Annotated in this window: 19 protein-coding genes; 8 read left to right on the top strand and 11 right to left on the bottom strand. The window is 70.4% G+C overall.

The features are described 5' to 3' along the window. Positions 1 to 114: 114 nt before the first annotated feature. Entirely contained in the window at positions 115 to 852 is a 738-nt protein-coding gene (gene thyX, locus LRD69_RS24590; RefSeq protein WP_277328711.1) for an FAD-dependent thymidylate synthase, read from the bottom strand. Between the two features lie 185 nt (positions 853 to 1,037). Between thyX and LRD69_RS24585 the strand changes: the two genes are divergently transcribed. Continuing rightward, on the top strand, positions 1,038 to 1,277 hold the full coding sequence (locus tag LRD69_RS24585; RefSeq protein ID WP_277328710.1) for a hypothetical protein: 240 nt from the start codon (positions 1,038 to 1,040) through the stop codon (positions 1,275 to 1,277). A 93-nt stretch (positions 1,278 to 1,370) separates the two neighbouring features. Next, the gene (locus tag LRD69_RS24580) at positions 1,371 to 1,922 is read left to right on the top strand and encodes a hypothetical protein (RefSeq protein WP_277328709.1); all 552 of its coding nucleotides are present in this window, start codon (positions 1,371 to 1,373) and stop codon (positions 1,920 to 1,922) included. A gap of 62 nt (positions 1,923 to 1,984) precedes the next feature. On the opposite strand, the gene LRD69_RS24575 is transcribed toward LRD69_RS24580, so the two are convergent. From LRD69_RS24575 to eccD, 6 genes are all read right to left on the bottom strand, one after another. Continuing rightward, positions 1,985 to 2,479, bottom strand: a complete 495-nt coding sequence (locus LRD69_RS24575) for a tetratricopeptide repeat protein (RefSeq protein ID WP_277328708.1) — start codon at positions 2,477 to 2,479, stop codon at positions 1,985 to 1,987. A gap of 14 nt (positions 2,480 to 2,493) precedes the next feature. Further along, entirely contained in the window at positions 2,494 to 3,246 is a 753-nt protein-coding gene (dapB, locus tag LRD69_RS24570; RefSeq protein ID WP_277328707.1) for a 4-hydroxy-tetrahydrodipicolinate reductase, read from the bottom strand. A 23-nt stretch (positions 3,247 to 3,269) separates the two neighbouring features. Continuing rightward, positions 3,270 to 4,649, bottom strand: coding sequence for a pitrilysin family protein (locus LRD69_RS24565; RefSeq protein WP_277328706.1), 1,380 nt, complete (start codon positions 4,647 to 4,649; stop codon positions 3,270 to 3,272). Beyond that, the gene (locus LRD69_RS24560; protein WP_277328705.1) at positions 4,646 to 6,859 is read right to left on the bottom strand and encodes a polyribonucleotide nucleotidyltransferase; all 2,214 of its coding nucleotides are present in this window, start codon (positions 6,857 to 6,859) and stop codon (positions 4,646 to 4,648) included. The genes LRD69_RS24565 and LRD69_RS24560 overlap by 4 nt, the downstream gene beginning before the upstream one ends. A 332-nt stretch (positions 6,860 to 7,191) precedes the next feature. After that, the gene (gene rpsO, locus LRD69_RS24555; protein ID WP_277328704.1) at positions 7,192 to 7,482 is read right to left on the bottom strand and encodes a 30S ribosomal protein S15; all 291 of its coding nucleotides are present in this window, start codon (positions 7,480 to 7,482) and stop codon (positions 7,192 to 7,194) included. 204 nt (positions 7,483 to 7,686) lie between these two features. Further along, entirely contained in the window at positions 7,687 to 9,168 is a 1,482-nt protein-coding gene (gene eccD / locus LRD69_RS24550; RefSeq protein ID WP_277328703.1) for a type VII secretion integral membrane protein EccD, read from the bottom strand. Positions 9,169 to 9,356: 188 nt separating this feature from the next. On the opposite strand from eccD, the gene eccCa reads away from it, so the two are divergent. Then, positions 9,357 to 13,316: a type VII secretion protein EccCa gene (gene eccCa, locus LRD69_RS24545; RefSeq protein WP_277328702.1), complete on the top strand. Its 3,960-nt coding sequence runs from the start codon at positions 9,357 to 9,359 to the stop codon at positions 13,314 to 13,316. A 96-nt stretch (positions 13,317 to 13,412) separates the two neighbouring features. After that, positions 13,413 to 13,646, top strand: a complete 234-nt coding sequence (locus LRD69_RS24540) for a DUF397 domain-containing protein (RefSeq protein WP_277328701.1) — start codon at positions 13,413 to 13,415, stop codon at positions 13,644 to 13,646. Positions 13,647 to 13,744: 98 nt separating this feature from the next. On the opposite strand, the gene LRD69_RS24535 is transcribed toward LRD69_RS24540, so the two are convergent. The 4 genes from LRD69_RS24535 to eccB all read right to left on the bottom strand — a co-directional run bounded on the left by LRD69_RS24535 (position 13,745) and on the right by eccB (position 17,541). Further along, positions 13,745 to 14,053 carry a WXG100 family type VII secretion target gene (locus tag LRD69_RS24535; RefSeq protein ID WP_277328700.1) on the bottom strand — a complete coding sequence of 103 codons (309 nt, stop codon included), beginning with the start codon at positions 14,051 to 14,053 and terminating at the stop codon, positions 13,745 to 13,747. A gap of 53 nt (positions 14,054 to 14,106) precedes the next feature. Next, positions 14,107 to 14,457, bottom strand: a complete 351-nt coding sequence (locus LRD69_RS24530) for a hypothetical protein (RefSeq protein ID WP_277328699.1) — start codon at positions 14,455 to 14,457, stop codon at positions 14,107 to 14,109. A 260-nt stretch (positions 14,458 to 14,717) separates the two neighbouring features. Beyond that, a complete protein-coding gene (gene mycP, locus LRD69_RS24525; RefSeq protein WP_277328698.1) occupies positions 14,718 to 15,944 on the bottom strand; it encodes a type VII secretion-associated serine protease mycosin in 1,227 nt (408 codons plus the stop codon). Positions 15,945 to 15,990: 46 nt separating this feature from the next. Continuing rightward, the gene (eccB, locus tag LRD69_RS24520) at positions 15,991 to 17,541 is read right to left on the bottom strand and encodes a type VII secretion protein EccB (RefSeq protein ID WP_277328697.1); all 1,551 of its coding nucleotides are present in this window, start codon (positions 17,539 to 17,541) and stop codon (positions 15,991 to 15,993) included. A 228-nt stretch (positions 17,542 to 17,769) separates the two neighbouring features. On the opposite strand from eccB, the gene eccE reads away from it, so the two are divergent. From eccE to LRD69_RS24500, 4 genes are all read left to right on the top strand, one after another. After that, positions 17,770 to 19,131, top strand: a complete 1,362-nt coding sequence (gene eccE / locus LRD69_RS24515) for a type VII secretion protein EccE (RefSeq protein WP_277328696.1) — start codon at positions 17,770 to 17,772, stop codon at positions 19,129 to 19,131. Further along, complete coding sequence (locus LRD69_RS24510) at positions 19,131 to 19,853, top strand: hypothetical protein (protein WP_277328695.1); 723 nt, start codon at positions 19,131 to 19,133, stop codon at positions 19,851 to 19,853. The genes eccE and LRD69_RS24510 overlap by 1 nt, the downstream gene beginning before the upstream one ends. Positions 19,854 to 20,187: 334 nt before the next feature. Then, a complete protein-coding gene (locus LRD69_RS24505) occupies positions 20,188 to 22,872 on the top strand; it encodes an SCO5717 family growth-regulating ATPase (protein ID WP_277328694.1) in 2,685 nt (894 codons plus the stop codon). Positions 22,873 to 23,067: 195 nt separating this feature from the next. Continuing rightward, on the top strand, positions 23,068 to 24,948 hold the full coding sequence (locus tag LRD69_RS24500) for an ABC transporter substrate-binding protein (RefSeq protein WP_277328693.1): 1,881 nt from the start codon (positions 23,068 to 23,070) through the stop codon (positions 24,946 to 24,948). The last annotated feature ends 54 nt before the right edge of the window (positions 24,949 to 25,002 follow it).

Here is a 25,002-nt window from a genome sequence, read left to right as displayed (position 1 = left end):
CTCGGGGGGACAAGGGAGAGGAGCCCGGCACTGCCTGCTCGGGGGTTCAAGCAGTGCCGGGTCCGTTTGATCAGCCTAGATGAACTTCACGAAACGTCGCAATACGGACACCGCTTACGGGGCTACGCGTCCATTCTTGTTGAAGGCTGCATGGGTGAGCGGCATGAGGCGCGCCCAGTGCTGCTCCATCTGTTCGCCGACCATTTCGATCTCGCGCTGCGGGAAGGACGGCACCTTCGCCAGTTCGTGCTGGGTACGCAGTCCGAGGAAGTGCATCAGCGAGCGGGCGTTGCACGTGGCGTACATCGACGAGAACAGGCCGACCGGGAGCACCGCGCGGGCGACCTCGCGGGCGACTCCGGCGGCGAGCATTTCCTGGTACGCCTCGTATGCCTGGCGGTACGAGTCCTCCATCACACGGCCCGTGAGCTCCTGCTGGGCCTGGGTGCCCTCGACGAACTCGTACTTGCCGGGGCGGCCCTGCTGGACGAGCTTGCGGGCCTCTCCGGGTACGTAGAAGACCGGCTCCAGCTCCCTGTAGCGGCCCGATTCCTCGTTGTACGACCAGCCGACGCGGTGTCGCATGAACTCGCGGAACACGAAGATCGGGGCGCTGATGAAGAACGTCATCGAGTTGTGCTCGAACGGGGATCCGTGACGGTCCCGCATCAGGAAGTTGATGAGCCCCTTGGAACGCTCCGGGTCCTTGGTGACCTCCTCCAGGGACTGCTCTCCGGCCGTGGAGACACGGGCGGCGAACAGGACGTCGGAGTCGGCTGCGGAGTGCTTCACCAGTTCGACGGTCACATCGCTGCGAAAGCTCGGCTTTGCGGGTTCGGGGGTCTCGGTCACCGGCGGGGTCCTTCCAATTGCGTCGCTCGGGCGGCGCCCACTCTACGGGCCGCCACCGACAGCGAGACGCGGAAGGCCCGTCCGGGGATTTCTTCGGTCAATTCGGCGATTCGTGGCACCGAACGGGCCCGCCATGCGTCTGACTCCATGCAGCACCCGTAACGAAGTTCTAGGAGATCTTCCTCATGTTCCGCCGGCGTGAAGCCGTCCCGTTCTCCTTCGTGGCCGAGGCCGACCGATTCCGCAGTAACGTCACGCCGCCACCGCGGGAGCGCGCCACCGTCTCCCAGCTGGCCGCACGTTCCCTGGTGGGGCTGACGGTGGTCGCCGGCCTCGTCGGATCGCTGATCCTCGGTCTTCCCGCCCTCGCCCCGGACCGGTCCCCTGCTCACAGCCAGCAGACCGAGGCCGCGCACGCCCGCTGACTCGTACGGACCCCTGGGGTGGTAGCGACGGTGACGTGCTCGGTAGCCTCACCGGGCACAGCAATCGAGCGTGCTTGTGAGTGAGGATCAGTCGTGCCCCTGCCCTTTCTGACGGCCGACCGCGCGTTTGACGCGAGCGCTGAGGACATCGCGCTGCCGTTCGACGACCACGACCGCTGGCAGCGCCCCTACCGCCCCGGGCCGTGGCGGGTCGCAGCGGCGGCCACCTTGTTGCTGCTCGCCTCGTTCGTGCTGCTCGCCGGCATGATCATCGCGTTTGCCGGGACGCTGTCCGGCGCGGGCGCGTGTCTTGCGCTCGCCCTCGTGGTGATCGTCTGCGCTCTTCGGATGTTGCGGATCGGTGCCTGGGTCAGCCGGCACGGGGTGCGGCGGGTGGGGTTCTTCGTGACGAAGACCCTGCCGTGGCACCGGGTCGCCGCAGTCCGTACGGTGCAGCAGCCGGTGAAGTGGCTCGGGTTCCCGCGCACGGTGCAGGGCCAGGCCCTGATCGTCGTACGTCAGGGCGGCGAGGCCGTACCGCCGCTGCTCACCGACAGCAACGCGGACTTTCTGGGGCGCCGCGAGGCGTTCGACCGGGCCGCCGACACGGTGGAGGCCTGGGGGGACGAGTACCGGCGCCACTGAGGGCTGTCCTGCGTCCGGCGGCCGTGCTGGGCTCGGCCGCCGGACGGGATCGAACGATGCCGTCAGTCGCCGGAAGGGCCCGATGTGACGGACGGGTTCGCAGTGACGGAGCGGCTTGATCCGCTCCTGTGCAGGGCGATGGCGCGCTGCATGGCCTTGCGGGCGCGCGGGGTGTCCCGGGCGTCCTGGTAGGCGACGGCGAGCCGGAACCAGCAGCGCCAGTCGTCAGGAGAGTCCTCGGTCTCCTCGCGGCGCCGCGCGAAGACGGCGTCGGCGGAGTCGCGGTCGATACGGCCGGACGGTGTACGGACCAGCTCGTCGACCGGCAGCCCGCCCTCGGCGTCCAGCTCGGCGGCGAGGGCGTTGGCCCTGTGGACGAACTGGGTGTTCTTCCAGAGGAACCAGATGCCGATCACCGGCAGGATCAGCACCGCGATCCCGAAGGTGACCGTGAGCAGCGTGCCGTGCTCGATGAGCAGCAGGCCTCGGCTGCCGACCAGGACGAAGTAGAAGACCAGAACGGCGGCGGTGACAAGGTAAGTGATCTTTGCGCGCATGGCGGTGGGCTCAGTCAGTTCAGGTCGAGGAAGTGTTCCAGGCCGAAGGTGAGGCCCGGCGTGGTCACTACGCGGCGAGTACCGAGCAGGATGCCCGGCATGAAGCTGCTGTGGTGCAGGGAGTCGTGGCGGATGGTGAGGGTCTCGCCCTCGCCGCCAAGCAGTACTTCCTGGTGGGCGAGGAGGCCACGGAGCCTGATCGCGTGGACCGGGACCCCGTCGACGTTCGCGCCGCGGGCACCGTCGAGCGCCGTGGCCGTGGCGTCCGGCTGCGGGGCGCAGCCGGCCTTCGTGCGGGCCTCGGCGATCAGCTGGGCGGTGCGGGTGGCGGTGCCGGAGGGGGCGTCGACCTTATTGGGGTGGTGCAGTTCGACGACCTCGACGGACTCGAAGTAGCGGGCGGCCTGCGCCGCGAACTTCATGGTGAGGACGGCGCCGATGGAGAAGTTCGGGGCGATGAGCACACCGGTCTCCGGGGAGCCGGAGAGCCAGGAGTTCAGCTGCGCGAGCCGTTCGTCGGTCCAGCCGGTGGTGCCGACGACCGCATTGATTCCGTGCCGGATGCAGAAGTCGAGGTTCCCCATCACCGACGCGGGTGTGGTGAGCTCGACCGCGACCTGGGCGCCGGTCTCCGCGAGCGTCTCCAGCTTGTCGCCACGGCCGAGTGCGGCCACCAGTTCCATGTCGTCGGCGGCCTCGACGGCTCGTACCGCCTCGGCTCCGATACGGCCCTTGGCGCCGAGAACGGCCACGCGCAGCTTGCTCATTGCTCTGCTTCCTTACGGGTGGATTAGGAAACCGCTTCGTCGAGGCGGCCGGCCTGCTTGTCCTTGAGCGGGCCGATGACGGAGAGCGACGGGCGCTGTCCGAGGACCTCGCCGGCCACGGCCCGGACGTCATCGGGGGTGACCTGCGCCATCCGGGCCAGCATGTCGTCGACCGACATCTGCTCACCCCAGCACAGCTCGCTCTTGCCGATGCGGTTCATCAGGGCGCCGGTGTCCTCCAGGCCGAGGACGGTGGAGCCGGAGAGCTGGCCGATGGCGCGGCCGATCTCCTCGTCGCTCAGTCCGTCGGACGCTACCCGGTCGAGCTCGTCGCGGCAGATCTTCAGGACGTCGTGCACCTGGCTGGGCCGGCAGCCCGCGTACACACCGAAGAGTCCGCAGTCGGCGAAGCCCGAGGTGTATGAGTAGACGCTGTAGGCCAGGCCGCGCTTCTCCCGTACCTCCTGGAAGAGGCGGGAGCTCATGCCGCCGCCGAGGGCGGTGTTGAGCACACCGAGTGCCCAGCGGCGGTCGTCGGTGCGGGCGAGGCCCGGTACGCCGAGGACGACGTGGGCCTGCTCGGTCTTGCGGTTCAGCACCTCGACCCGGCCCGAGGTACGCAGGGTGCGGGAGCCTTCGCGCGGTGCGACCGGGACGGCGTCGGTGCGGGCCAGGGCGCCCGCGCGCTCGAAGGCCTTGCGGACCTGACGTACGACCGTGGCGTGGTCGACGTTGCCGGCGGCGGCGACGACCAGGTGGGTGGGGTCGTAGTGCTTCTTGTAGAAGCGGGCGATCTGGCCGCGGTTCAGCGCGTTGATCGTGTCGACGGTGCCGAGGACCGGACGGCCGAGGGGGGTGTCGCCGAGCATCGTGTGCGCGAACAGGTCGTGCACGCAGTCGCCCGGGTCGTCCTCCGTCATCGCGATCTCTTCGAGGATGACGCCGCGCTCGGCGTCGACGTCCTCGGCGGCGATCAGCGAGCCGGTCAGCATGTCGCAGACGACGTCGATGGCCAGCGGCAGGTCGGTGTCGAGGACCCGCGCGTAGTAGCAGGTGTACTCCTTCGCCGTGAAGGCGTTCATCTCGCCGCCGACCGCGTCGATCGCGGACGAGATGTCGAGGGCGCTGCGCTTGGCCGTGCCCTTGAAGAGGAGGTGCTCGAGGTAGTGCGTCGCGCCGTTCAGGCTGGGCGTCTCGTCGCGTGATCCGACGTTGGCCCAGATCCCGAAGGTGGCGGAGCGTACGGAGGGCAGCGTCTCGGTGACGATCCTGAGGCCGCCGGGGAGGACGGTGCGGCGGACGGTGCCGATGCCGTTCGTGCCCTTGAGAAGCGTTTGGGTACGGGCGACGGCCCGCGCCTCCGAGGAGGTGCGGGCCGTCGCCACGGAACTACGGGACGTCACTTGGCGGCGTCGTCCTTCTTCTCGTCCTCTTCGCCCTCGATCACGGGGATGAGGGAGAGCTTGCCGCGGGAGTCGATCTCGGCGATCTCGACCTGGACCTTGGAGCCGACCGCGAGCACGTCCTCGACGTTCTCCACGCGCTTGCCACCGGCGAGCTTGCGGATCTGCGAGATGTGCAGCAGGCCGTCCTTGCCCGGCATGAGGGAGACGAAGGCACCGAAGGTGGTGGTCTTGACGACCGTACCCAGGTAGCGCTCGCCGACCTCCGGCATGGTCGGGTTGGCGATCGCGTTGATCGTGGCGCGGGCGGCCTCGGCCTGCGAGCCCTGCTGGGCACCGATGTAGATGGTGCCGTCGTCCTCGATCGTGATGTCGGCGCCGGTGTCCTCCTGGATCTGGTTGATCATCTTGCCCTTGGGGCCGATGACCTCACCGATCTTGTCCACCGGGATCTTGACGGTGATGATCCGCGGGGCGTTCGGGGACATCTCGTCCGGGACGTCGATGGCCTCGTTCATCACATCGAGGATGTGGAGGCGGGCGTCGCGGGCCTGCTTCAGCGCGGCGGCCAGGACCGAGGCGGGGATGCCGTCGAGCTTGGTGTCGAGCTGGAGCGCGGTGACGAACTGCTTCGTACCGGCGACCTTGAAGTCCATGTCACCGAACGCGTCCTCGGCACCGAGGATGTCGGTCAGGGCGACGTAGTGGGTCTTGCCGTCGATCTCCTGGGAGATCAGGCCCATGGCGATACCGGCGACGGCGGCCTTGAGCGGCACACCGGCGTTCAGGAGCGACATGGTGGAGGCGCAGACCGAACCCATGGACGTCGAGCCGTTGGAGCCCAGCGCCTCGGAGACCTGGCGGATCGCGTAGGGGAACTCCTCGCGCGACGGCAGCACCGGCACGATGGCGCGCTCGGCGAGCGCACCGTGGCCGATCTCGCGGCGCTTGGGCGAGCCCACGCGGCCGGTCTCACCGACGGAGTACGGCGGGAAGTTGTAGTTGTGCATGTAGCGCTTGCGGGTCACCGGGGAGAGGGTGTCCAGCTGCTGCTCCATGCGGAGCATGTTGAGGGTGGTGACGCCCAGGATCTGGGTCTCGCCACGCTCGAACAGCGCCGAGCCGTGCACGCGCGGGATGGCCTCGACCTCGGCGGCGAGCGTACGGATGTCCGTGACGCCACGGCCGTCGATGCGGACCTTGTCCTTGATGACGCGCTCGCGGACCAGCTTCTTGGTCAGCGCGCGGTAGGCACCGGAGATCTCCTTCTCGCGGCCCTCGAACTTCGGGAGCAGCTTCTCGCCGGCGATCTCCTTGATGCGGTCCAGCTCGGCCTCGCGCTCCTGCTTGCCGGCGATGGTGAGCGCCTTGGCGAGCTCGGTGCTGACGGCGGCGGTCAGCGCCTCCAGGACGTCGTCCTGGTAGTCGAGGTAGACCGGGAACTCGCCGGTGGGCTTGGCAGCCTTGGCGGCGAGGTCCGACTGCGCCTTGCAGAGGGCCTTGATGAACGGCTTCGCGGCCTCGAGACCGGCGGCGACGACCTCTTCGGTCGGAGCCTCGGCGCCGTCCTTGACGAGCTGGATGGTCTTCTCGGTGGCCTCGGCCTCGACCATCATGATCGCGACGTCGCCGTCCTCCAGGACGCGACCGGCGACCACCATGTCGAAGACGGCGTCCTCGAGCTCGGTGTGCGTCGGGAAGGCGACCCACTGGCCCTTGATCAGGGCGACGCGGGTGCCACCGATCGGACCGGAGAAGGGCAGGCCGGCCAGCTGCGTGGAGCAGGAGGCGGCGTTGATCGCGATCACGTCGTAGAGGTGATCGGGGTTGAGCGCCATGACCGTCTCGACGATCTGGATCTCGTTGCGCAGGCCCTTCTTGAAGGAGGGGCGCAGCGGCCGGTCGATCAGACGGCAGGTGAGGATGGCGTCCTCGGAGGGGCGGCCCTCGCGGCGGAAGAAGGAGCCGGGGATCTTGCCCGCGGCGTACTGCCGCTCCTCGACGTCCACCGTCAGGGGGAAGAAGTCGAGCTGGTCCTTCGGCTTCTTGGAAGCCGTGGTGGCCGACAGCACCATGGTGTCGTCGTCCAGGTACGCAACGGCGGAGCCGGCGGCCTGCTTGGCCAGGCGGCCCGTCTCGAAGCGGATGGTGCGGGTGCCGAAGGTTCCGTTGTCGATAACGGCCTCGGCGTAGTGGGTCTCGTTCTCCACTAGCGTTTTCTCCGATACATATCGTCTTCTCGCCCCCACGCCCGTGTGGCGGGGGACGGTGCGGAGAAGCCCTCCATCGGCGGGCCGGTCTTCGATCGAAGCACCCGGGTTGCTGTGTCCGGGGGCCACTACCGAGGACCGGCGGCGGGGAGTCCGCTTCTCACTCGTCTGCGGGACGTTCCGGGACCAGATTACTGAGGTTCGGCTCAGCTTGGCATTCCGGTCGACCGGGCGAGCCGGTCACGTCCCGTGCATGCTGTTGCGCGTACACCTGTACGTACAACAAAGGGAGCGGCTCCCTCAGTCGTGGGAACCGCTCCCTTCACGGCGTCTTACTTGGCGCCGCCGGCCGCACCGCGGCGGATGCCGAGGCGGTCGACCAGGGCACGGAAGCGCTGGATGTCCTTCTTGGCCAGGTACTGCAGGAGGCGGCGACGCTGGCCGACCAGGATCAGCAGACCACGACGGGAGTGGTGGTCGTGCTTGTGGGTCTTGAGGTGCTCCGTCAGGTCCGAGATCCGACGGGAGAGCATGGCCACCTGGACCTCGGGGGAACCGGTGTCACCCTCCTTGGTGGCGAACTCGGCCATGATCTGCTTCTTCGTAGCGGCGTCGAGCGGCACGCGGTACTCCTCTTTGGTGGTTCGATGCGTCCACGAGCGCCCCTGGTCTTGGTCTCAGGGGTTCTTCCGTTACTCGTGGGCGAAGGTCCGATGAGCGCAGCCCTCAGGATGATCCGGGGGCGCGTACACAAACGGCCGTCACACAGCGTACCAGGCGTTGCGGGGCGGGTTGCGCAGTGGGTGCTGCCCCTCTGCGGGTACGGCTCAGCCGGTCAGGGACCTGGCCCTGGTGAAGACGTCCAGCACTGCCAGGCAGAGCGGGACCAGGGAAAGGAGGACGGCACTCTCCGCGAGGTCGAGGAGGCGGCCCCAGAACGGGGAGAGGCCCTTGCGGGGGATGATCAGGGCGATCGCCGTCAGCAGCGCGGCGCCCGCGGCCACGGCCGCGGAGAGCCAGACCGTACGGATGTCCAGGGGGCCGCTGTCACCGTACCGGGCCAGCTCGCCCACCAGGTCCGTCGGCGGGTGCAGGGAGAGACCGAGGACCAGCAGGGCGATCGCGCCGATGCCCGACACCAGGACGCAGGCGACCTGCGAGGTGTAGCGGAAGAGACGGGCGCGCAGCAGCATCGCGAGGCCGGCGGCGAGGGCGAGGAGCCGGCCCCAGACGTTGCCGGAGAAACCGAGGACGGCTGCGGAGCCGACGACGACGGCGGCGCAGCCCGCGACCAGGCCGAGCAGCATCTCGTGACCGCGGCGGGCCTGGGCGGCGATGCGGTCGGCGTCGACGGGGGCGCCTTCGGCCTCGGGGGCGGTGTCCGGGTCCGCGAAGCCGTCGTCGTAGCCGCCGGGGGCGGTGCGCGGTGATGCGTAACCGATGGGCAGCCGGGCGAAGCGGGCGGAGAGGCCCGGCAGGAACGCGACGAGGCCGAGGGCGGCCGGGGCGCAGACCGCGGCGGTCCCGGTGGCGGAGGCCTCGGTGAGGATCGCGGCGAAGGTGGCGAGGGTGCCGACGGTGGCGACGAAGGTCGCCGCGACGAACGGGGCGTCGCCGCTGGGGGTCAGGGCGGCCAGGACGACGGACGCGACCAGGACGGCCACGCAGCCGAGCAGGAACTGCAGCCGACCGGGGCCGTGACCGGCGTCGGGGCCGATGACGCCGGATCCTGCGATGAGTACGAGGGGCAGTGCGCCGAGACCGAGGGCGACGGCGGTGGCCCGGTCCGCGTAGACCCGGGCGCGTACTCCCGCGAACGCCGTGAGCAGCAGCCCGGCGGAGCCCGCGATGATGCCGGGCAGGCTGTGCATGTCGTGCCGGACGGGGTCGGCGAACCAGAGGACGAAGCCCATCAGTACGAGGAGCAGCACCCCGCCCAGCAGTCCGGCGCCACGCAGCAGTTCGTCGCTCCACAGGTGGCGGTCGCGCGTGACGGCCGAGGCGACGGCGTCCGACACGTCGTCGAAGACGGCGGGCGGCAACGACTGGGCGAACGGGCGCAGGGAGAGCAGTTCACCGTCGAGCACCCGCTGGGCGGCGAGCGTGCGGGCACCGTCGAGGACCGTGCCGTCGCGGCGTACGAGGTGGTAGCCGGTGGGGGTGCCGACCGCCTGGGTCTGGCCCGTGAGACGGAGGATCTCCGGATAGATGTCCGCGGCCGCGATGTCCTCCGGCAGGGCGACGTCGATACGGCTGTCGGGCGCCACGACGGTGACGCGGCAGAAGCCCGTCGCTGCAGGCGTACTCACGTGTCTGGTCCCCCTGATTCGCGGTTGCGCACGGTGCGCGCGTCACCCTACCGGGAGGAACAACGGTCATCTGCAAGTAGGATCACCGTCGCGCGGAGTGACGTCCGCGCACAAAGGCAGCCACGGGGGGGCTCCGGTAGGGGTGCGACCGGCCTTCCGCCCGTCCGCACCGAGGGATTGATGTTCCGGTGAGCCAGATCGTCGTGAAACGACCTCCGCGTTCCCTGCCGCCCCAAGTGCCCGCGGACGAGCTGACGTTGGAGGCTCCTCCCGAACTGCCGCGCGGTCAGCAGGAGGGCATGCTGATGCAGATCCTCCCCGTGCTCGGCATGGGGTCGTCGGTGGTCTTCTTCTTCTCTCCGCAGGCCCCTCCGTTCATGCGCATCATGGGCGTTCTGATGCTGGTCTCGACCGTCGGCATGGTGGTCGCACAGCTGGTCCGCCACCGCCGCGGTACGCAGGGGCAAATGGCGGATGTGCGGCGGGACTACCTCAAATACCTGTCGCAGACGCGGCGCACCGTGCGCCGCACGGCGCGCGCCCAGCGGGACGTGCAGCTGTATCTGCAGCCCGCTCCCGAGCAGTTGTGGTCGCTGGTCGCCGAAGGCAGCCGGCTCTGGGAACGGCGGGTCGGGGACGAGGACTTCGGGCAGGTCCGGATCGGGCTCGGGGTGCAGCAGCTGTCGACTCCGCTGGTCGCTCCGGACACCGCTCCGGTGGATGAGCTGGAGCCGATGTGCGCGGGGGCGATGCAGCGGTTCCTCTCGGTGCACGGGTCGTTGGACGGGCTGCCGATGGCCGTGTCGATGCGGGCGTTCTACCACGTGACGGTCTCCGGCCGTCCGGAGTCGGCGCAGTCGGCTGCGCGGGCGCTGGTCGCGCAGCTGGTCACGCTGCACTCGCCCGACGATCTGGTGGTCGCCGTGGTGGCCGCGCCGGGTGCGGTGGCGCGCTGGGAGTGGACGAAGTGGCTTCCGCATGCGCAGGTGCCGGGGCAGGTCGACGGGGCTGGTACGAAGCGGCTGTTCGGCGACGACCTCGGTGAACTGGAGCAGCTGCTGACGAGCCGGCTGGAGGGGCGGCCGCGGTTCGGGCGGGAGAGCCGGCCGTTGCTGGACCAGCCGCACATCGTGGTGGTCCTGGACGGCGGGATGGTGCCACCGGACTCGCTGTTCGCGGCGGCCGAGGGGCTGCAGGGGGTGACGATCGTCGAGGTCGTGCCCGGTGAGCTGGACGAGCCGCGCGGCGGTCTGTCCGTGGTGGTGCGGCCGGGGGTGCTGCGGCTGGAGTCGGGGGCCGGGCTGGCGTACGAGGGCGTGCCGGACGGAATGTCGCTGCCCGCGGCCGAGGCGCTGGCCCGGCAGCTCGCGCCGCTGCGCATGGGCGGGGGCGACGACGACGAACCGCTGCTCGCCAACCTGGACTTCACGGATCTGCTGAACCTCGGCGATGCCGGTGCGGTCGATGTGGCGCGCACCTGGCGGCCGCGGTCGGTCTCCGAGCGGCTGCGGGTGCCGATCGGGGTCGGCGAGGACGGTCAGCCGGTGATGCTGGACCTGAAGGAGGCCGCGCAGGAGGGCATGGGCCCGCACGGGCTGTGCGTCGGTGCGACGGGTTCCGGCAAGTCGGAGCTGCTGCGGACGCTGGTGCTGGGTCTCGCGGTCACGCATTCGTCGGAGACGCTCAACTTCGTCCTGGCCGACTTCAAGGGCGGTGCGACGTTCGCCGGGATGTCGCACATGCCGCATGTGGCGGCGGTCATCACCAACCTGGCGGACGATCTGACGCTGGTGGACCGCATGGGCGACGCGATCCGCGGTGAGCTGCAGCGCCGCCAGGAACTGCTGCGGTCGGCCGGCAACTACGCCAACATCCATGACTACGAGAAGGCGCGGGCCGCGGGAGCGGCCCTGGAGCCGCTGGCCTCGCTGGTCCTGGTCATCGACGAGTTCTCCGAACTGCTGACCGCGAAGCCCGACTTCATCGACATGTTCATCCAGATCGGCCGCATCGGACGGTCGCTGGGGGTGCATCTGCTGCTCGCGTCGCAGCGCCTGGAGGAGGGCAAGCTGCGCGGCCTCGACACCTACCTCTCGTACCGGATCGGTCTCCGGACCTTCTCGGCCGCCGAGTCGCGTACGGCTCTGGGGGTGCCCGACGCGTATCACCTGCCGTCGGTGCCGGGTTCCGGCTATCTCAAGTTCGGTACGGACGAGATGACCCGGTTCAAGGCGGCGTACGTCTCGGGGACCTACCGCACGGGCGGTCCCGATCTGTCGGTGGGGGCGCTGCCTGTCGAGCGGCGGCCCGCGGTGTTCAGCGCGCTGCCGGTGCCGGTGGTGTACGCGGCGCCGGACCCGGCGCACGTGGTCGCCGCGCGGGCGAGCGCGGAGGACGACGCACTCGCCGACACGGTGCTCGATGTGATCGTGCGGCGTCTCGAGGGGCAGGGGGTACCCGCCCATCAGGTGTGGCTGCCGCCGCTGGACCGGGCTCCGGCACTGGACCAGTTGCTGCCGGGGCTCGCGCCGACCGCGGACCGCGGGTTCACCGCGACGGAGTACACACGTCCGGGCGGGCTGACCGTTCCGCTCGGCCTCATCGACAAGCCGTTCGAGCAGCGGCGTGAGGTGCTGTACCGGGACTTCTCCGGCGCGGCGGGCCACATGATGGTGGTCGGTGGTCCGCAGTCCGGGAAGTCGACGCTGATGCGGACGCTCATCTCGTCGTTCGCGCTCACCCACACGCCGCACGAAGTGCAGTTCTACGGGCTCGACTTCGGTGGTGGCGGGCTGGTCGCGCTGGCGGATCTTCCGCATGTCGGCGGGATCGCGTCGCGGCTGGACCCGGAGCGGGTGCGGCGTACGGTCGCCGAGGTGGCGGGTGTGCTGAACCGCCGCGAGGAGTTCTTCCGCGCCCACTCCATCGACTCCGTCGCCACCTACCGGCGCAGGCGCGCCCTGGGTGAACTGCCCGGCGAGCCGTGGGGCGACGTGTTCCTGGTCGTGGACGGCTGGGGCGGCTTCCGTGCCGAGTACGAGATGCTGGAGCAAGTCGTCACGGACATCGCCTCGCGCGGTCTGGGGTACGGCGTCCACGTGGTGATCACGGCCGCCCGGTACATGGAGGTGCGGGCCGCGCTCAAGGACCAGATCCTCGGGCGGCTCGAACTGCGGCTCGGTGACGTCATGGACTCGGAGTTCGACCGCAAGGTCGCGGTGAACGTGCCGCAGGGGGTGCCGGGCCGTGGTCAGGTGCCGGAGAAGCTGCACTTCATGGGGGCGCTGCCGCGTATCGACTCGTCCGCCGGCGCCGTCGGCCTCTCCGACGGTACGGCGGCCTTCGTCGAGGCGGTGAGGTCCCACTGGACGGGGCCTTCGGCCCCGGCCGTACGGCTGCTGCCGCGGAAACTGCCTGCCGAGCAGTTGCCGAAGGGATTCGAGTTCCCGCAGCGCGGCATCGCGATCGGCATCGACGAGACGGATCTGGAGCCCGTGTTCGTCGACTTCGAAACGGATCCGTTCTTCCTGGTCTTCGGCGAGAGCGAATCCGGGAAGACGAACCTGCTGCGCCTGATCGCCAACCAGATCGCGGAGCGCTACTCCCCCGACGAGGCGAAGCTCGTCGTCGGCGACTACCGACGGGCTCTGCTGGGTGCGCTGCCGGAGAGTCATCTGCTGGAGTACGCGCCGATGGCGAGCTCGATGCAGATGCACATGGAGGCACTGGCCGGCGTGTTCTCGCGCCGGCAGCCGCCGACCGACGTCACACCGCAGCAGCTGCGCGACCGCAGCTGGTGGACCGGGCCGCAGATCTTCATCATCGTCGACGACTACGACCTGGTGGCGACGAACGCGGGCAACCCGCTCGCCCCGCTCGCGGAGTACCTGCCGTTCGCCCGGGACACGGGGGTGCGTTTCATCATCGCGCGCAACTCGGCCGGGGCCTCGCGGGCGATGTACGAGCCGTTCATGCAGCGCATCAAGGAACTGGGCGCGCAGGGCGTGGTGCTGTCCGGCGACCCGTCCGAGGGCGATCTGATCGGGTCGGTGCGGGGCCATGCGATGCCTCCCGGGCGCGGGTACTTCGCCTCGCGGCGGCGGGGGAACCCGCTGCTGCAGATCGGGCGGCTGCCGGAGCATCGCTGAGGGCCGGGTGTCAACTCCCGCCCTGGGGACGAGGACGCGGGGATACCCTGCACGCGGGTGACGCACACGTTCCGCCGCAGGAGAGGTAGGCATCTGATGGGCACGCAGCAGGAGAAGGACGAGCTGTACGCACTCGACATCTCGGGGGTCGAGTGGCTGAGTGCGCCCGGTACGGAGGAGGCCGAGGAGCGGGTCGAGATCGCGCATCTGCAGGGCGGGGCCGTGGCGATGCGGTCCTCGCTGGATCCGGAGACGGTGCTGCGGTACACCGAGGCGGAGTGGCGGGCGTTCGTACTCGGTGCGCGGGACGGCGAGTTCGACCTCACCTGAGGGCTGCGCGGACGGCGGAAGGGGCACGCTCGGGCGAGCGTGCCCCTTCCGTGCGTGCGGTGCCGCTGCCTTGCGGCGGGCGGCCTGCGGTCCTGCGTTCAGTAGGACTCGGTGAACAGACGCGAGGCCTTGATGTCCGTGGCGCGGTAGTCGTCCTTGCCGGACTCGATGATCTTCGCGACGTGCTCCAGGCGGTCCCTCATGTGCTCGGCCTTGCCCTTGTACTTGTGCTGGAGGCTCATGTATTCGCCATGGGCCTCGCCGTCCCAGGTGTCGGTGACGACCTTCAGCGCGCTGTCCATCTCCTGGAGGTCCTTGATGATGTTCTGCGAGACCACGCGGATCCGGTTCGCGATCTCCTGGACGCTCTCGTACCTGACCTTGGTGTTCGGGTCGTTCCCGGCCATCTGTCTGCTCCTCGGTGCTCGGCTCGGATACGGAAGGGGTGCTGCGGCGGGGCTCAGATGCCGTTCAGCCCGGAGGTGTTGGCGGACGACGCCGGCTCCTTCACGGCATTGAAGGCCGCACGGACCTCGTCGTCGTTGGCGTTGCTGAGGTTCTTGGTCTGGCCCACCGCGTTGAGGAGCACATGGAGGAGCCGGCGGATCTGGTCGTGGTCCTCGTTGATCATGATCTGTGCGGATGTGAATCCCGAGGCACCGACGCCCGTCCATCCCTCCGACACCGTCTGAAGGATGTTGGCCAGCTCCCTGGCCTGCTTGGACACCTGCTCCGCGGTCTCGACGATCTTGTTCTTCGCCTGGACGATCGGATCGTCGGCGAGCCCGAAACCGCCTGCGGGGTTGGTCATCCGGAGGTCCTATCTCTCAGTTCCCGGTCCTGTCCGCCTATCGCGGCCAGGCTTGTTGCCTGCCCCCTGTACTCCGGTCGCGGAGTCGGGGACGTGCGGGGACGGGGACGGGCGCGGCGGTGTTCCCACGCTCCGGAATCGCATGCAGCCACTTCTCGTTCCCCCGTCGCACACGTGAAGTCCGGTCCCAGCCTAGTCACTTCGGCATCCCGCCCCAACGGCGCTTTCTGGACGGTGACCGGCTTCACCGGTCTGTGCCCTCATCGCAAACCCCTTCGGTGCCGCAGGTCGCGGGCGACGGTCGCCGTACCCGCCACCACGGCGATCAGTACGGCCGCCAGGGCCAGCGCGTAGGTTGCGTACCGCTCGCTGCGCTGCTGCGCGGTCTCGGACATCGACAGATGCGCGGGCTCGGGGGCCTGGGCCCTGGGCGGGGCGGGGTCGGGGTGCGGAGCGTCCTGCGGGGTGTCGTCGCCGGAGAGCGCGCGGACCGGGTCGACGACACCCCAGCCGACGAAGTCGTCGTGGCCGGTGACGGACCGTTCGGCGGTCTGCTCGATCCGGGCGACGATCTGCGGCGCGGTCCACTCCGGGTACTTGGCCCGCATCAGGGCGGCGACCCCGGATACGTACGGCGCGGAGAAGCTGGTGCCGTTGTCGGCGCACTGGCCGTTGCCCGGGACGGTGGAGACGATGTCGACGCCCGGTGCGGCGACACCGACGAACGTACCGGCCTGGGAGAACGGGGCGCGTTCGTTGTTGCGGTCCGACGAGCCGACGGCGAGGACGCCGTCGAAGGCGGCCGGATAGGTCTTCTTCAGCCTGCCGTCCGTGCCGTCGTTGCCCGCGGAGGCGACGACGACGATGTCCTTGTCGAGTGCCCTGGCCACCGCCCTGCCCAGCGTGGACGCCGGGGTCAGCGCCTTCGTCGTGTCCTGCGAGATGTTGATGACGCGGGCGCCCGCCGCGATCGCGTGGTCGATCGCGGCGGCCATCGTGGTGTCCTTGCCGCTGTTCTTCTCGTCGTTCTGGCGGATCGGGATGATCGTGGCCTCGGGAGCCAGGCCGACGAATCCGGTGCCCGTGCGGGGGCGGGCGGCGATGATGCCCGCGACCTTGGTGCCGTGGCCGACCTCGTCGACGGTGCCGTCGCTCCTGCCGCCCTCGAGGTAGTCGGCGCCCGCGGAGGCATCGACGGCCTGCCTGAGCTGCGGGTTGGTGTTGTCGACGCCGGTGTCGATGACCGCGACGCGGACGCCCTTGCCCCTGGTGTCCTGCCACAGTTCGTCGAGCAGGACCCGCTGCAGCGACCAGGGACGGCCCTCGAACTGCTTCCTCATCGGGAAGGTGCATTCGCCGCTGCCGTCCAGCCCGGGGCCGCCGCGATCGGCGGGGCCCTGATCGGCGTGCGCGGCCTGGGGCGCCGCGAGTGCGGTCAGCGCCGCCGTGGCCGCCGCCGCCAGCAGAGCCGTCGTGCGGTACAACATCTTTTTCTCTCCCCCGAGTTCTACGAGCTCTGCGTGGGCGTGCCGGTCACGAGCCCTGGGGCTGGCGGGCGCCGTTGGTGTCGAGCCGGGGTCCCTTGGACAGGAACTCGGACCATTCGATGGGTACGAGAGCGGGCGTCACCTTCGCGTATCCGAGCCTGATCTGCGCCTGGCTGGGCTCGGGCCGGCCGTCCGTCCCGTTCTGCCCGCCGCCGGCGCCGATGTCGGAGTGCTGGGCGTCACTGTCGCCGTTCGCCTGAACCGCGTACCGCAGTCCGGTGTCCGTCACCAGGAAGAGTGAGCCGTCGGGGCGGGTCTGCCGGCCCCGGACCTGGGTGTAGAGGAGGCCGCTGCCCGGGGTGACGTACGTACTGGTGCCGCCCGCGCCGACGGAGGCGGGGTACGCGGTACCCGCCCAGGTGCTCAGCGTCGTACGACCTGTGCCGTCGACCTTGCGGAGCACGCTGCAGACGGTGTCGCGGTCGCCGGCCGCGCCGGTGGCGGTGTTCACCTGGCCCGTCCTGCGTACGGGCCAGTGCGCGGCCTGCCCCGTGAAGGGCGCGGGGTCGGGGACGAAGTCCTGGAGGCCGACGGCGCGCGCCTCGCTGTCCAGGTTGAGCACGGCGGTCTGCGGGGAGTTGATCAGCAGCCAGGCGGTGAACTCGGAGACCGGCTGCACCCTGCCGTCGAGGACCACGTAGTGCGTGGTGCCCTCGCCGTTCCTGGTCCGCAGGACCATGCCGACCCTGTTCTCCTCGGTGGACAGCTGCCCCGGGATGTGCGCGGCCGCGCCGACGGTGCCGGGGATCTGCGGGAAGAGGATCGGGTCACCTTCGTGCAGGGTGGCCAGCCAGTCGTCGGTGACGGACTGCGGCTGCCGGCTGCCGACGAGGGCGCTGGTGAGGTGGCCGTTGTCGGCAGCGGTCTCGTCGATGCGGTATCGGGTGCCGCTCGCGTCGACGAGGTAGCGGGCGCCGGTCTGGCCCTTCACGTAGAGGACCTGACCGCCGGTGAGCCGTCTGCCGCCGTCGGTCAGCCTGTTGTCGCGTTCGGCGAAGAGGAAGGCCGCCTTCTGCACGGTGTTGCCCTTGCCGCCGGGCTGTTCGCAGACCGCCCACCGCTTGGCCGTGCCGGCGTCGTCCGCCTCGGGCAGCCGGTCGGGGGCGTACGGGATGCCGAGGACCGGTCCGCGCGGCGGCTTGCCCGCGTCGAGGATCTCGTCGGGGACCTGGATGACGCCGTACTGCTGCGGAGTGAGGAGCAGCCTGGCGGAGGCGAGGTTCAGCACGGGATGCAGCAGGGTCTTCTTCTTCCTGCCCGTGCCGGTGGGCAGCACCACATAACGGGTGGTGGACTGCTTGCCGACGATCACCTTGGTGAACGGCTTGTCCCAGTCCTTGGGTGCGGTGGGCCTGAACATGCCGTAGGCACCGAAACCCGCGAGGAGCAGCGCCCCGGCCACCATGCTCGGGAGGACAGCGCGCAGCGGACGCGGGGCGCCCTCGTCGGTGCCGGTGGGCGAGGGCTGGAGGAATGCCGCCACCGTGCGTTTCTTCGCAAAGGTGTACGCGTTGAGTTCATCCCGCCGTGATGCCATGAGTCTGTCTGTCTCCCGTGTCTCCCCGCGCGGCAAAGGAGTTCGCGTACCCGCCCCCCGTGCCGGACCCCGGATGCCGGACCTCGCTGCCGGACCGGCCCCCTACTATGCCTGCCGACCACGGGTGGCTGCGTGGCGGGTACGCTGATCCGGCCGCCGAAGTCCCTGGCGGGACAGGGGTGATCGGGTCGCAACGGGGGGCCTTATGAACGGGGGAATGCCGGAATGATGTCTTCCGCGACGCGGACACGTCCGGCCGGGAACGCACCGCCTGCCCCGGCTCCCCCACCCAGCGGACAGGCCCCGTCCGCCGCCGCCTCCCGCGGCCCGGCCGGCGGCTCCTCCGGTCTCGGGGGGCAGGCCGCCGCGCGGCCGAACGGACGCCCGGGGACCATCGGTTCGTTCCGATTGCAACAACTCGTACTGATCGAGATCGCGGCGGCACTGCTGCTCGTGGCCTGGGTGACCGACCCGCTGCTGCTGGTGCCGGCCGGCGCGGTCGCGGCGTTGCTGGTGCTGCTCGCCGTCCTGCGCAGGCACCGCCGTTCGCTGCCGGAGTGGCTGGGCACCGTCGTGGCGCTGCGTGCGCGCACCCGGAGGGCCGCGTCGATGGTGCTGCCCGCAGGCACGGAGCCGGGGATCGCGCCCGCCGTCGAGTGCGATCCGGCGCTGCGCACGTACTCGTTCAGCGACCGCGACCGGCGGCCGGTCGGGATGATCGGCGACGGCACGTTCCTCACGGCCGTACTGCAGATCGAGTCGGACGCCACGGCGCTGCGGCAGGACCGGTCCGCGCAGCCGCTGCCCCTGACGCTGGTACGGGATGTGCTCGACGTCGACGGCATCCGCCTCGAGTCGGCACAGATCGTGCAGCACACCCAGCCCGCGCCCGCCCCGCACCTGCCCCCGCAGTCCGTCGCCGCCCGCAACTACGCGCCGCTGCAGGCCCGGACGGGATCGCCCGCCGTCCGGATCACCTGGATCGCGCTCAAGCTGGACCCGGAGCTCTGCCCGGAGGCCGTGCAGGCGCGCGGGGGCGGGCTCGCGGGGGCGCAGAAGTGTCTCGTACGCACGGCGGACCAGCTGGCCAGCAGGCTCACCGGGGCCGGGTTCCGTGCGACGGTGCTGACCGAGCAGGAGCTGACGTCGGCGGTCGCGACCTCGGCCTGCGTCAGCCCGTCGGCCATGGAGCAGGCGGGCCGGGCCCTCACGCCGGTGCGGCGGACCGGGGAGACCGCACGGACCTGGCGCTGCGACGACCGGCGGCACACCACCTACTGGGTGGCGCGCTGGCCGCAGTTCGGCGCGGCGGGGAGCGGGGGCGGGGCTTCGATGCCGCAGCTGGTCGCGCTGCTCACCTCGCTCCCGGCGCTCGCGACGACCTTCAGCCTGACGCTGGGGCACGCCGACCGGCAGGAGGTCTCGATCGCCGGCCATGTCCGGATAACGGGACGCAGCGACGAGGAACTGCTCGCAGCGCGCCATGAGTTGGAGCGCACCGCGCGTGGTGTGCGGACCTCGCTGGTGCGGCTCGACCGCGAGCAGCTGCCCGGTGTGCTCGCCACGCTGCCGCTGGGAGGTACCCGCTGATGTCCCTGCCCACCAGCGCCCGCGCCCGGCTGGGCTTCGGGCTGATCGGACCGCGTCGCGGCCGGCGCACGGTCTCCCTCGAGCAGCTCGCGTCGATGGCCCTGCCGGTCGGCGACGACGGCACGGTGATCGGTGTGGACGTCGAGGGACGGACCGCCGTGCTCGGTCTCAACCGGCCCACGCCGTACGACGTCACGCTCATCGGCGGGCTGTGGACGGCTCAGGTGCTGGCCCTGCGAGCGGCCGCGACCGGCGCCCGGATCGTCGTGGAGACCGGCCGCGCCCACGCCTGGACGGCGCTTGCGCAGGCGGCGGGAGGCGGCCAGCCGTGCATGTCGCTGCACGACGTGGGGAGGGTGCCACCGCAGGGTGCGTCGGCCGGAAGTCCGGTCGTCGTGGTGCGGGACTGCGGGATGCGGCCGCCGCGCGGGCGTGTGGTGTCGGGGCCGTGGCAGTCCGTGGTGACGTTGCTGCCGTATCTGAGTCCGGCGGCGCCCGGGTTGCTGAAGAAGGCATCCCTGGTGGGGATCCAGCGGGTATCTCCTGACGAAGCCGCGCAGATCGGGCGCATCATGCATCTGCCGGCGTCCGAGACGCAGTCGCTGTCGGCCCTGTCGGACGGAGTCACGCTCTGGTGCACGGAACGGGACCGGCGGCTCGTGATGACACAGGCGACCGACGCGGAGAGCGGACTGCTGGGCGCCGCGCGCCGGATGGACTGACCGCCCGCATGCGCGCGGTGGACCGGCCGCGAGCGAAGCGTGGGGATTGTTCAGATATGCGTAGGCAGATGTGCATGTTTGACCGCTTTACCCTTCACTCTCTGCCGCACTCGGTTCACTTGGGGGCGGTGCGTGATGTACGGGACAGCTCTTGCGATGCCCTGCGGCCTGCCGGAGGGGGGCCGATGGCGATTAGGGTGGGAGTGGGCGCGGCAGACGAACCTGCGGGCAGGCAGTGCGCGTCCCAAGGGGGAGAGCCGGGCGGTTCGGAATACGGGAACGGTCGCCCCCACCCAACACGGCACAAGGGTGCTCGACCACACCAGGAGGCAAAGTGAACGGCGATCGGGACGAAATCCGAGGGGGCTGGAGCAGGCCCGTCGACGAGTCGTCCGACGCGGAGCCCGCCGAGATGACGGGTGAGTTCACCATCGACTACACCCCGCCTGCCTGGTACACCCAGAACGCGTCGGGGGACTCGTCGGGCGGAGCCGGAACGCACCTGGCGCCGCCTCCGCCGCCCGGCGGTGCGCCCGTGCCCGGACTGCCGGCCGGGGGCGGCTTCGAGCCGACCTGGACGCCGGCCCCGCCGGTGGCGCCGGTGGCCCCTGTCGCCTCCGCCGCCGGCCCGTCTCCCTCCCCCGCACAGGGGGAGGGCGCGGCGGGCGGTGCGCCGGAGCCGTTCGGGGGTGGCGATCTGGAGAGCGGCGCCACCATGCGGTTCTCGCCGGCCGCGCTGAAGCGGGAGATCGCGGAGCGGGAGGCCGCGGCCGCGGAGGCTGCGGACGCGGTCGCGGCCGCTGCTGCCGGCGCGGCCGGCGGCAGCGAAGATTCCGGTTCCGGGCAGAGCGGTGCCACGGGCTCGGACGAGGCGGCAGGATCCGACCCCGTACAGCCCTCCGACGTGACGGCCGACGACAGCGGCACGGATTCCGTCGCCGATTCGCCCACGGACTCCGTTGGGGACGAGGCTCCGGCCGACACGGACGAGCCCGCCGCCGCGCCCTCGGACGCCGTGTCGGATGCGGTGCCTCAGGACGCCCCGCCGCCGGCCGTGCCGGCCCCCTGGACCCCGGCGCCGCCCGCGCCGGGTGGACTGCCGCCGCTGCCGCCCGCCTTCCAGCCCGCCGCGCCGCAACCCCAAGCGCCCCAGCCCCAAGCGCCCCAGCCGGCGCCGCAGTGGCCGGCGACGGGTCCGGCGCACGCACCGGCTCCGGCGAACCAGACGCCCGGCGGTTACGGATTCCCGAACGCCCAGCAGCCACCTCAGGCGCCCCAGTTCCCGCAGTCGCCTCAGCTGCCCGCGCAACAGAGCGCCCCTGCGCCGCAGAGCGGTTACGGATTCCCGCAGCAGCCGCCGGCACCCGCCCAGGGCGCGCCGCTGCCTCCGCACGTCCCGCAGCAGCCCGCTCCCCCCGCCCCTTCGGCGCAGGCCCAGGGCGGCTACGGGTTCCCGCAGCCGCCCCAGCCGCCGCAGGCAGCACAGTGGCCCGCACAGCAGGGCGGCCCGCAGGCAGCCCTGCCGCCGGTCCCGGGCGCGCCCCACCTGCCCGCGCCGGTCGGCCCGCAGCCCGCCGCCCACCAGCAACAGCCCCAGCAGCCGCAGCCGGGAGCGCCCGTCGACCCGCGCACCGGCGCGGCCTGGCCCACACCGGTCACCCATGACCAGCGCGAGCGTTCCGTACCGGGCGCGCCGCTGGGCTACACGGCGGCGGTGGAGCTGTCCTCCGACCGTCTGGTCCGGGGCAAGCAGAAGGCCAAGAGCAGCCGCACGCCGTCCGCCGCGGCCCGTTTCAAGCTCGGTGGCAAGAAGGAGGAGGTCGAGCGGCAGCGCAAGCTCGACCTGATCCGTACGCCCGTGCTGTCCTGCTACCGGATCGCGGTCATCAGCCTCAAGGGCGGTGTCGGCAAGACCACGACGACCACCGCCCTCGGCGCGACCCTGGCCACCGAGCGCCAGGACAAGATCCTCGCCATCGACGCCAACCCGGACGCCGGTACGCTCGGCCGCCGCGTGCGCCGCGAGACCGGGGCCACCATCCGTGACCTGGTCCAGGCAATCCCGTACCTCAACTCGTACATGGACATCCGCCGTTTCACCTCGCAGGCGCCCTCCGGCCTGGAGATCATCGCCAACGACGTGGATCCGGCGGTCTCGACGACGTTCAACGACGAGGACTACCGGCGTGCGATCGACGTTCTCGGCAAGCAGTACCCGATCATCCTCACCGACTCGGGCACCGGTCTGCTGTACAGCGCGATGCGCGGAGTGCTGGACCTCGCCGACCAGTTGATCATCATCTCGACGCCGTCGGTCGACGGCGCCTCCAGCGCTTCCACCACACTGGACTGGCTGTCGGCGCACGGGTATGCGGAGCTGGTGCAGCGCTCCCTCACCGTCATCTCCGGGGTCCGCGAGACCGGCAAGATGATCAAGGTCGATGACATCGTGCAGCACTTCGAGACGCGCTGCCGGGGCGTGATCGTCGTACCGTTCGACGAGCATCTGTCGGCCGGTGCCGAGGTCGACCTCGACATGATGCGCCCGAAGACGCGTGAGGCGTACTTCAACCTCTCCGCGATGGTCGCCGAGGACTTCGCGCGCGCCCAGCAGCAGCAGGGGCTGTGGACGTCCGACGGCAACAACCCGCCGCCGCAGTTCGCCCCGCCGATGCCCGGTCAGCAGATGCCCGGTCAGCAGATGCCGGGTCAGCAGATGCCGGGTCAGCAGCCGTACGTGCCCCAGCAGCCCGGCCAGCCGTACCCGCCCCAGCAGCCGTACGGCGGACAGCAGCCGTATCCGCCGCACCCCGGCCCCGGCGTTCAGCCGAACGGATGGCAGCAGTCCCTGCCCTCCCAGGCCCAGTCCGCCGCGAGCCCGGCGGGCCCGCCCCCGCCGCAGCACGGCAGTCCGCCGGTTCAGCCCGGCCGCCAGGACCACCCCGAACTGCAGGGCCCCGTCCCACCCGCGGGCTGGCAACAGCACCCTCCGCAGCCGCCGTCAGCGCCTCAGCAGTAAGGCACCAGAGGCTTGGACCAATGAGGGCTCGCACCGTCCCCACGGTGCGGGCCCTCGGCGCATTCCCGCAGACCACACACCGTTTGGGGCACCGTTGACGCGGCTCGGCACCGCTGGTAGACCTTCGCTTCACCAGTTGGCGAACCCCAGATCAACCGCCTTCTCCGTGCGAGTCATGACGCGAGGTCCCTCCACATGGTCACAAGAGTCCCACCATCCTCCGCTCTGCCACGCCCACGTATGCGTACCCTCCTGGCCTCCGGTGCCGCGGCCCTTGCCCTGGCAGCCGGATCGATCGTCCCGGGGCTGCCCCCCGGCGCCGCCCCGCAGCAGGCGCAGGCCGCCGACAGCGGCACGACTACGCTGACCGTCGCGGTCGCACAGAGCGTCGACTCCCTCAGCCCGTTCCTCGCTCAGCGACTGCTCAGCACCAGCGTCCACCGGCTCATGTACGACTACCTCACCAATTACGACGCCAAGGACAACCACACGGTCCCCGGTCTCGCCACCAAGTGGGAGGCGTCCGCTGACAAGTTGACGTGGACGTACACCATCCGGGGCGACTCCAAGTGGTCGGACGGACAGCAGGCCACCGCCGAGGACGCGGCATGGACCTTCAACAAGATGATGACCGACGAGGGCGCCGCCACGGCCAACGGCAGCTTCGTCGCGAACTTCAAGAAGGTGACGGCTCCCAGCCCGGACAAGCTGGTCATAGAGCTGAAGCAGCCTCAGGCCACCATGGCCGCGCTCGATGTGCCGATCGTCCCGAAGCACGTCTGGGAGAAGGTCGGTGACTTCTCCAAGTTCAACAACGACACGAAGTTCCCGATCGTGGGCAACGGGCCGTTCATCCTGACCGACTACAAGGTCGACCAGTACGTGAAGCTCAAGGCCAACAAGAACTTCTGGCGGGGCGCGCCGAAGTTCGACGAGCTGGTCTTCAAGACGTACAAGGACCAGGACGCCGCGGTCGCCGCCCTGCGCAAGGGTGAGGTCTCGTTCGTCGCGGGCTCCCCCGCACTGACGCCCGCTCAGGCCGACTCCCTCAAGGGCGACACGAACATCAAGGTCAACGAGGGCCCGGGCCGCCGCTTCTTCGCACTGGCCACCAATCCGGGCGCGCAGACCAAGGACGGCAAGAAGTTCGGCGACGGCAGCAAGGCCCTGCTCGACCAGAAGGTCCGCCAGGCGCTCTTCCTGTCGATCGACCGCGCGACCATCATCGACAAGGTCTTCCAGGGCCACGCCGTCGAGGGTCAGGGCTACATTCCGCCGCGGTTCTCGGACTACTTCTGGCAGCCGTCGGACAGTCAGAAGCTGGCGTACGACCCCGACCGGGCGGCCAAGCTCCTCGACCAGGCGGGGTACACGCTCAAGGGCGGCAAGCGCGTCGGCGAGGACGGCAAGCCGCTCGACCTGCGCATCCTGTGCCACGCCACGGACCCGAACGACAAGGCGATCGGCAAGTACCTCAAGGAGTGGTGGGGCAAGCTCGGCATCGGCCTCGAGGTCGACTGCCGCGACGACGTCTCCGTGCCCTGGTACGCCGGTGAGTACGACCTCGCCTTCGACGGCTGGTCGGTGAACCCGGACCCGGACTTCGTCCTCGGCATCCACACGTGCGCCGCGCTGCCCGCCAAGGCCAAGGACAGCGCGGCCACGGACAACTTCATCTGCGACAAGACGTACGACACGCTGTACAAGAAGCAGCTCGCCGAGTACGACCCCGCCAAACGGGCGGACATCGTCAAGCAGATGGAGTCGTGGATGTACGACTCCGGGTACATGAACATCCTCGCGTACCCGAACGCGGTCGAGGCGTACCGCACCGACCAGATCCAGTCGATCACCACGATGCCCGAGGCCGCCGGCAACATCTACGGCCAGGACGGGTACTGGAGCTGGTGGTCGGCCGTTCCGGTGGCCGACGGCAAGAACGGTTCGGCGAGCGACGGCGGCGGCAGCAGCTCCACCGGTGTCGTCATCGGCATCGCCGTGGCGGTCGTGGTGGTCGCCGGTGGCGGGTTCTTCCTGGCGAGGCGCCGCCGCAGCACGGCGGAGGAGCGCGAATAATCACGCGAACGGGATGGGAGGGACCGGCAACGGTGCGTGGCACGCCCTCGCGCC

The organism is Streptomyces sp. JH14, assembly GCF_029428675.1.
Lineage (GTDB): Bacteria > Actinomycetota > Actinomycetes > Streptomycetales > Streptomycetaceae > Streptomyces.
The sequence above is the reverse complement of the archived record's forward strand: the minus strand, read 5'-3'. Positions and strand labels throughout refer to the sequence as shown.

Bases quoted from the DNA above. Each gene is read 5' to 3' on its own strand.
- LRD69_RS24535 (WP_277328700.1), bottom strand. From the start codon at position 14,053: ATGGCCGGGAACGACCCGAACACCAAGGTCAGGTACGAGAGCGTCCAG.
- LRD69_RS24575 (WP_277328708.1), bottom strand. From the start codon at position 2,479: ATGCGCGCAAAGATCACTTACCTTGTCACCGCCGCCGTTCTGGTCTTC.
- LRD69_RS24585 (WP_277328710.1), top strand. From the start codon at position 1,038: ATGTTCCGCCGGCGTGAAGCCGTCCCGTTCTCCTTCGTGGCCGAGGCC.
- mycP (WP_277328698.1), bottom strand. From the start codon at position 15,944: ATGTTGTACCGCACGACGGCTCTGCTGGCGGCGGCGGCCACGGCGGCG.
- LRD69_RS24510 (WP_277328695.1), top strand. From the start codon at position 19,131: ATGTCCCTGCCCACCAGCGCCCGCGCCCGGCTGGGCTTCGGGCTGATC.
- eccB (WP_277328697.1), bottom strand. From the start codon at position 17,541: ATGGCATCACGGCGGGATGAACTCAACGCGTACACCTTTGCGAAGAAA.
- LRD69_RS24530 (WP_277328699.1), bottom strand. From the start codon at position 14,457: ATGACCAACCCCGCAGGCGGTTTCGGGCTCGCCGACGATCCGATCGTC.
- dapB (WP_277328707.1), bottom strand. From the start codon at position 3,246: ATGAGCAAGCTGCGCGTGGCCGTTCTCGGCGCCAAGGGCCGTATCGGA.
- LRD69_RS24500 (WP_277328693.1), top strand. From the start codon at position 23,068: ATGGTCACAAGAGTCCCACCATCCTCCGCTCTGCCACGCCCACGTATG.
- eccE (WP_277328696.1), top strand. From the start codon at position 17,770: ATGTCTTCCGCGACGCGGACACGTCCGGCCGGGAACGCACCGCCTGCC.
- LRD69_RS24540 (WP_277328701.1), top strand. From the start codon at position 13,413: ATGGGCACGCAGCAGGAGAAGGACGAGCTGTACGCACTCGACATCTCG.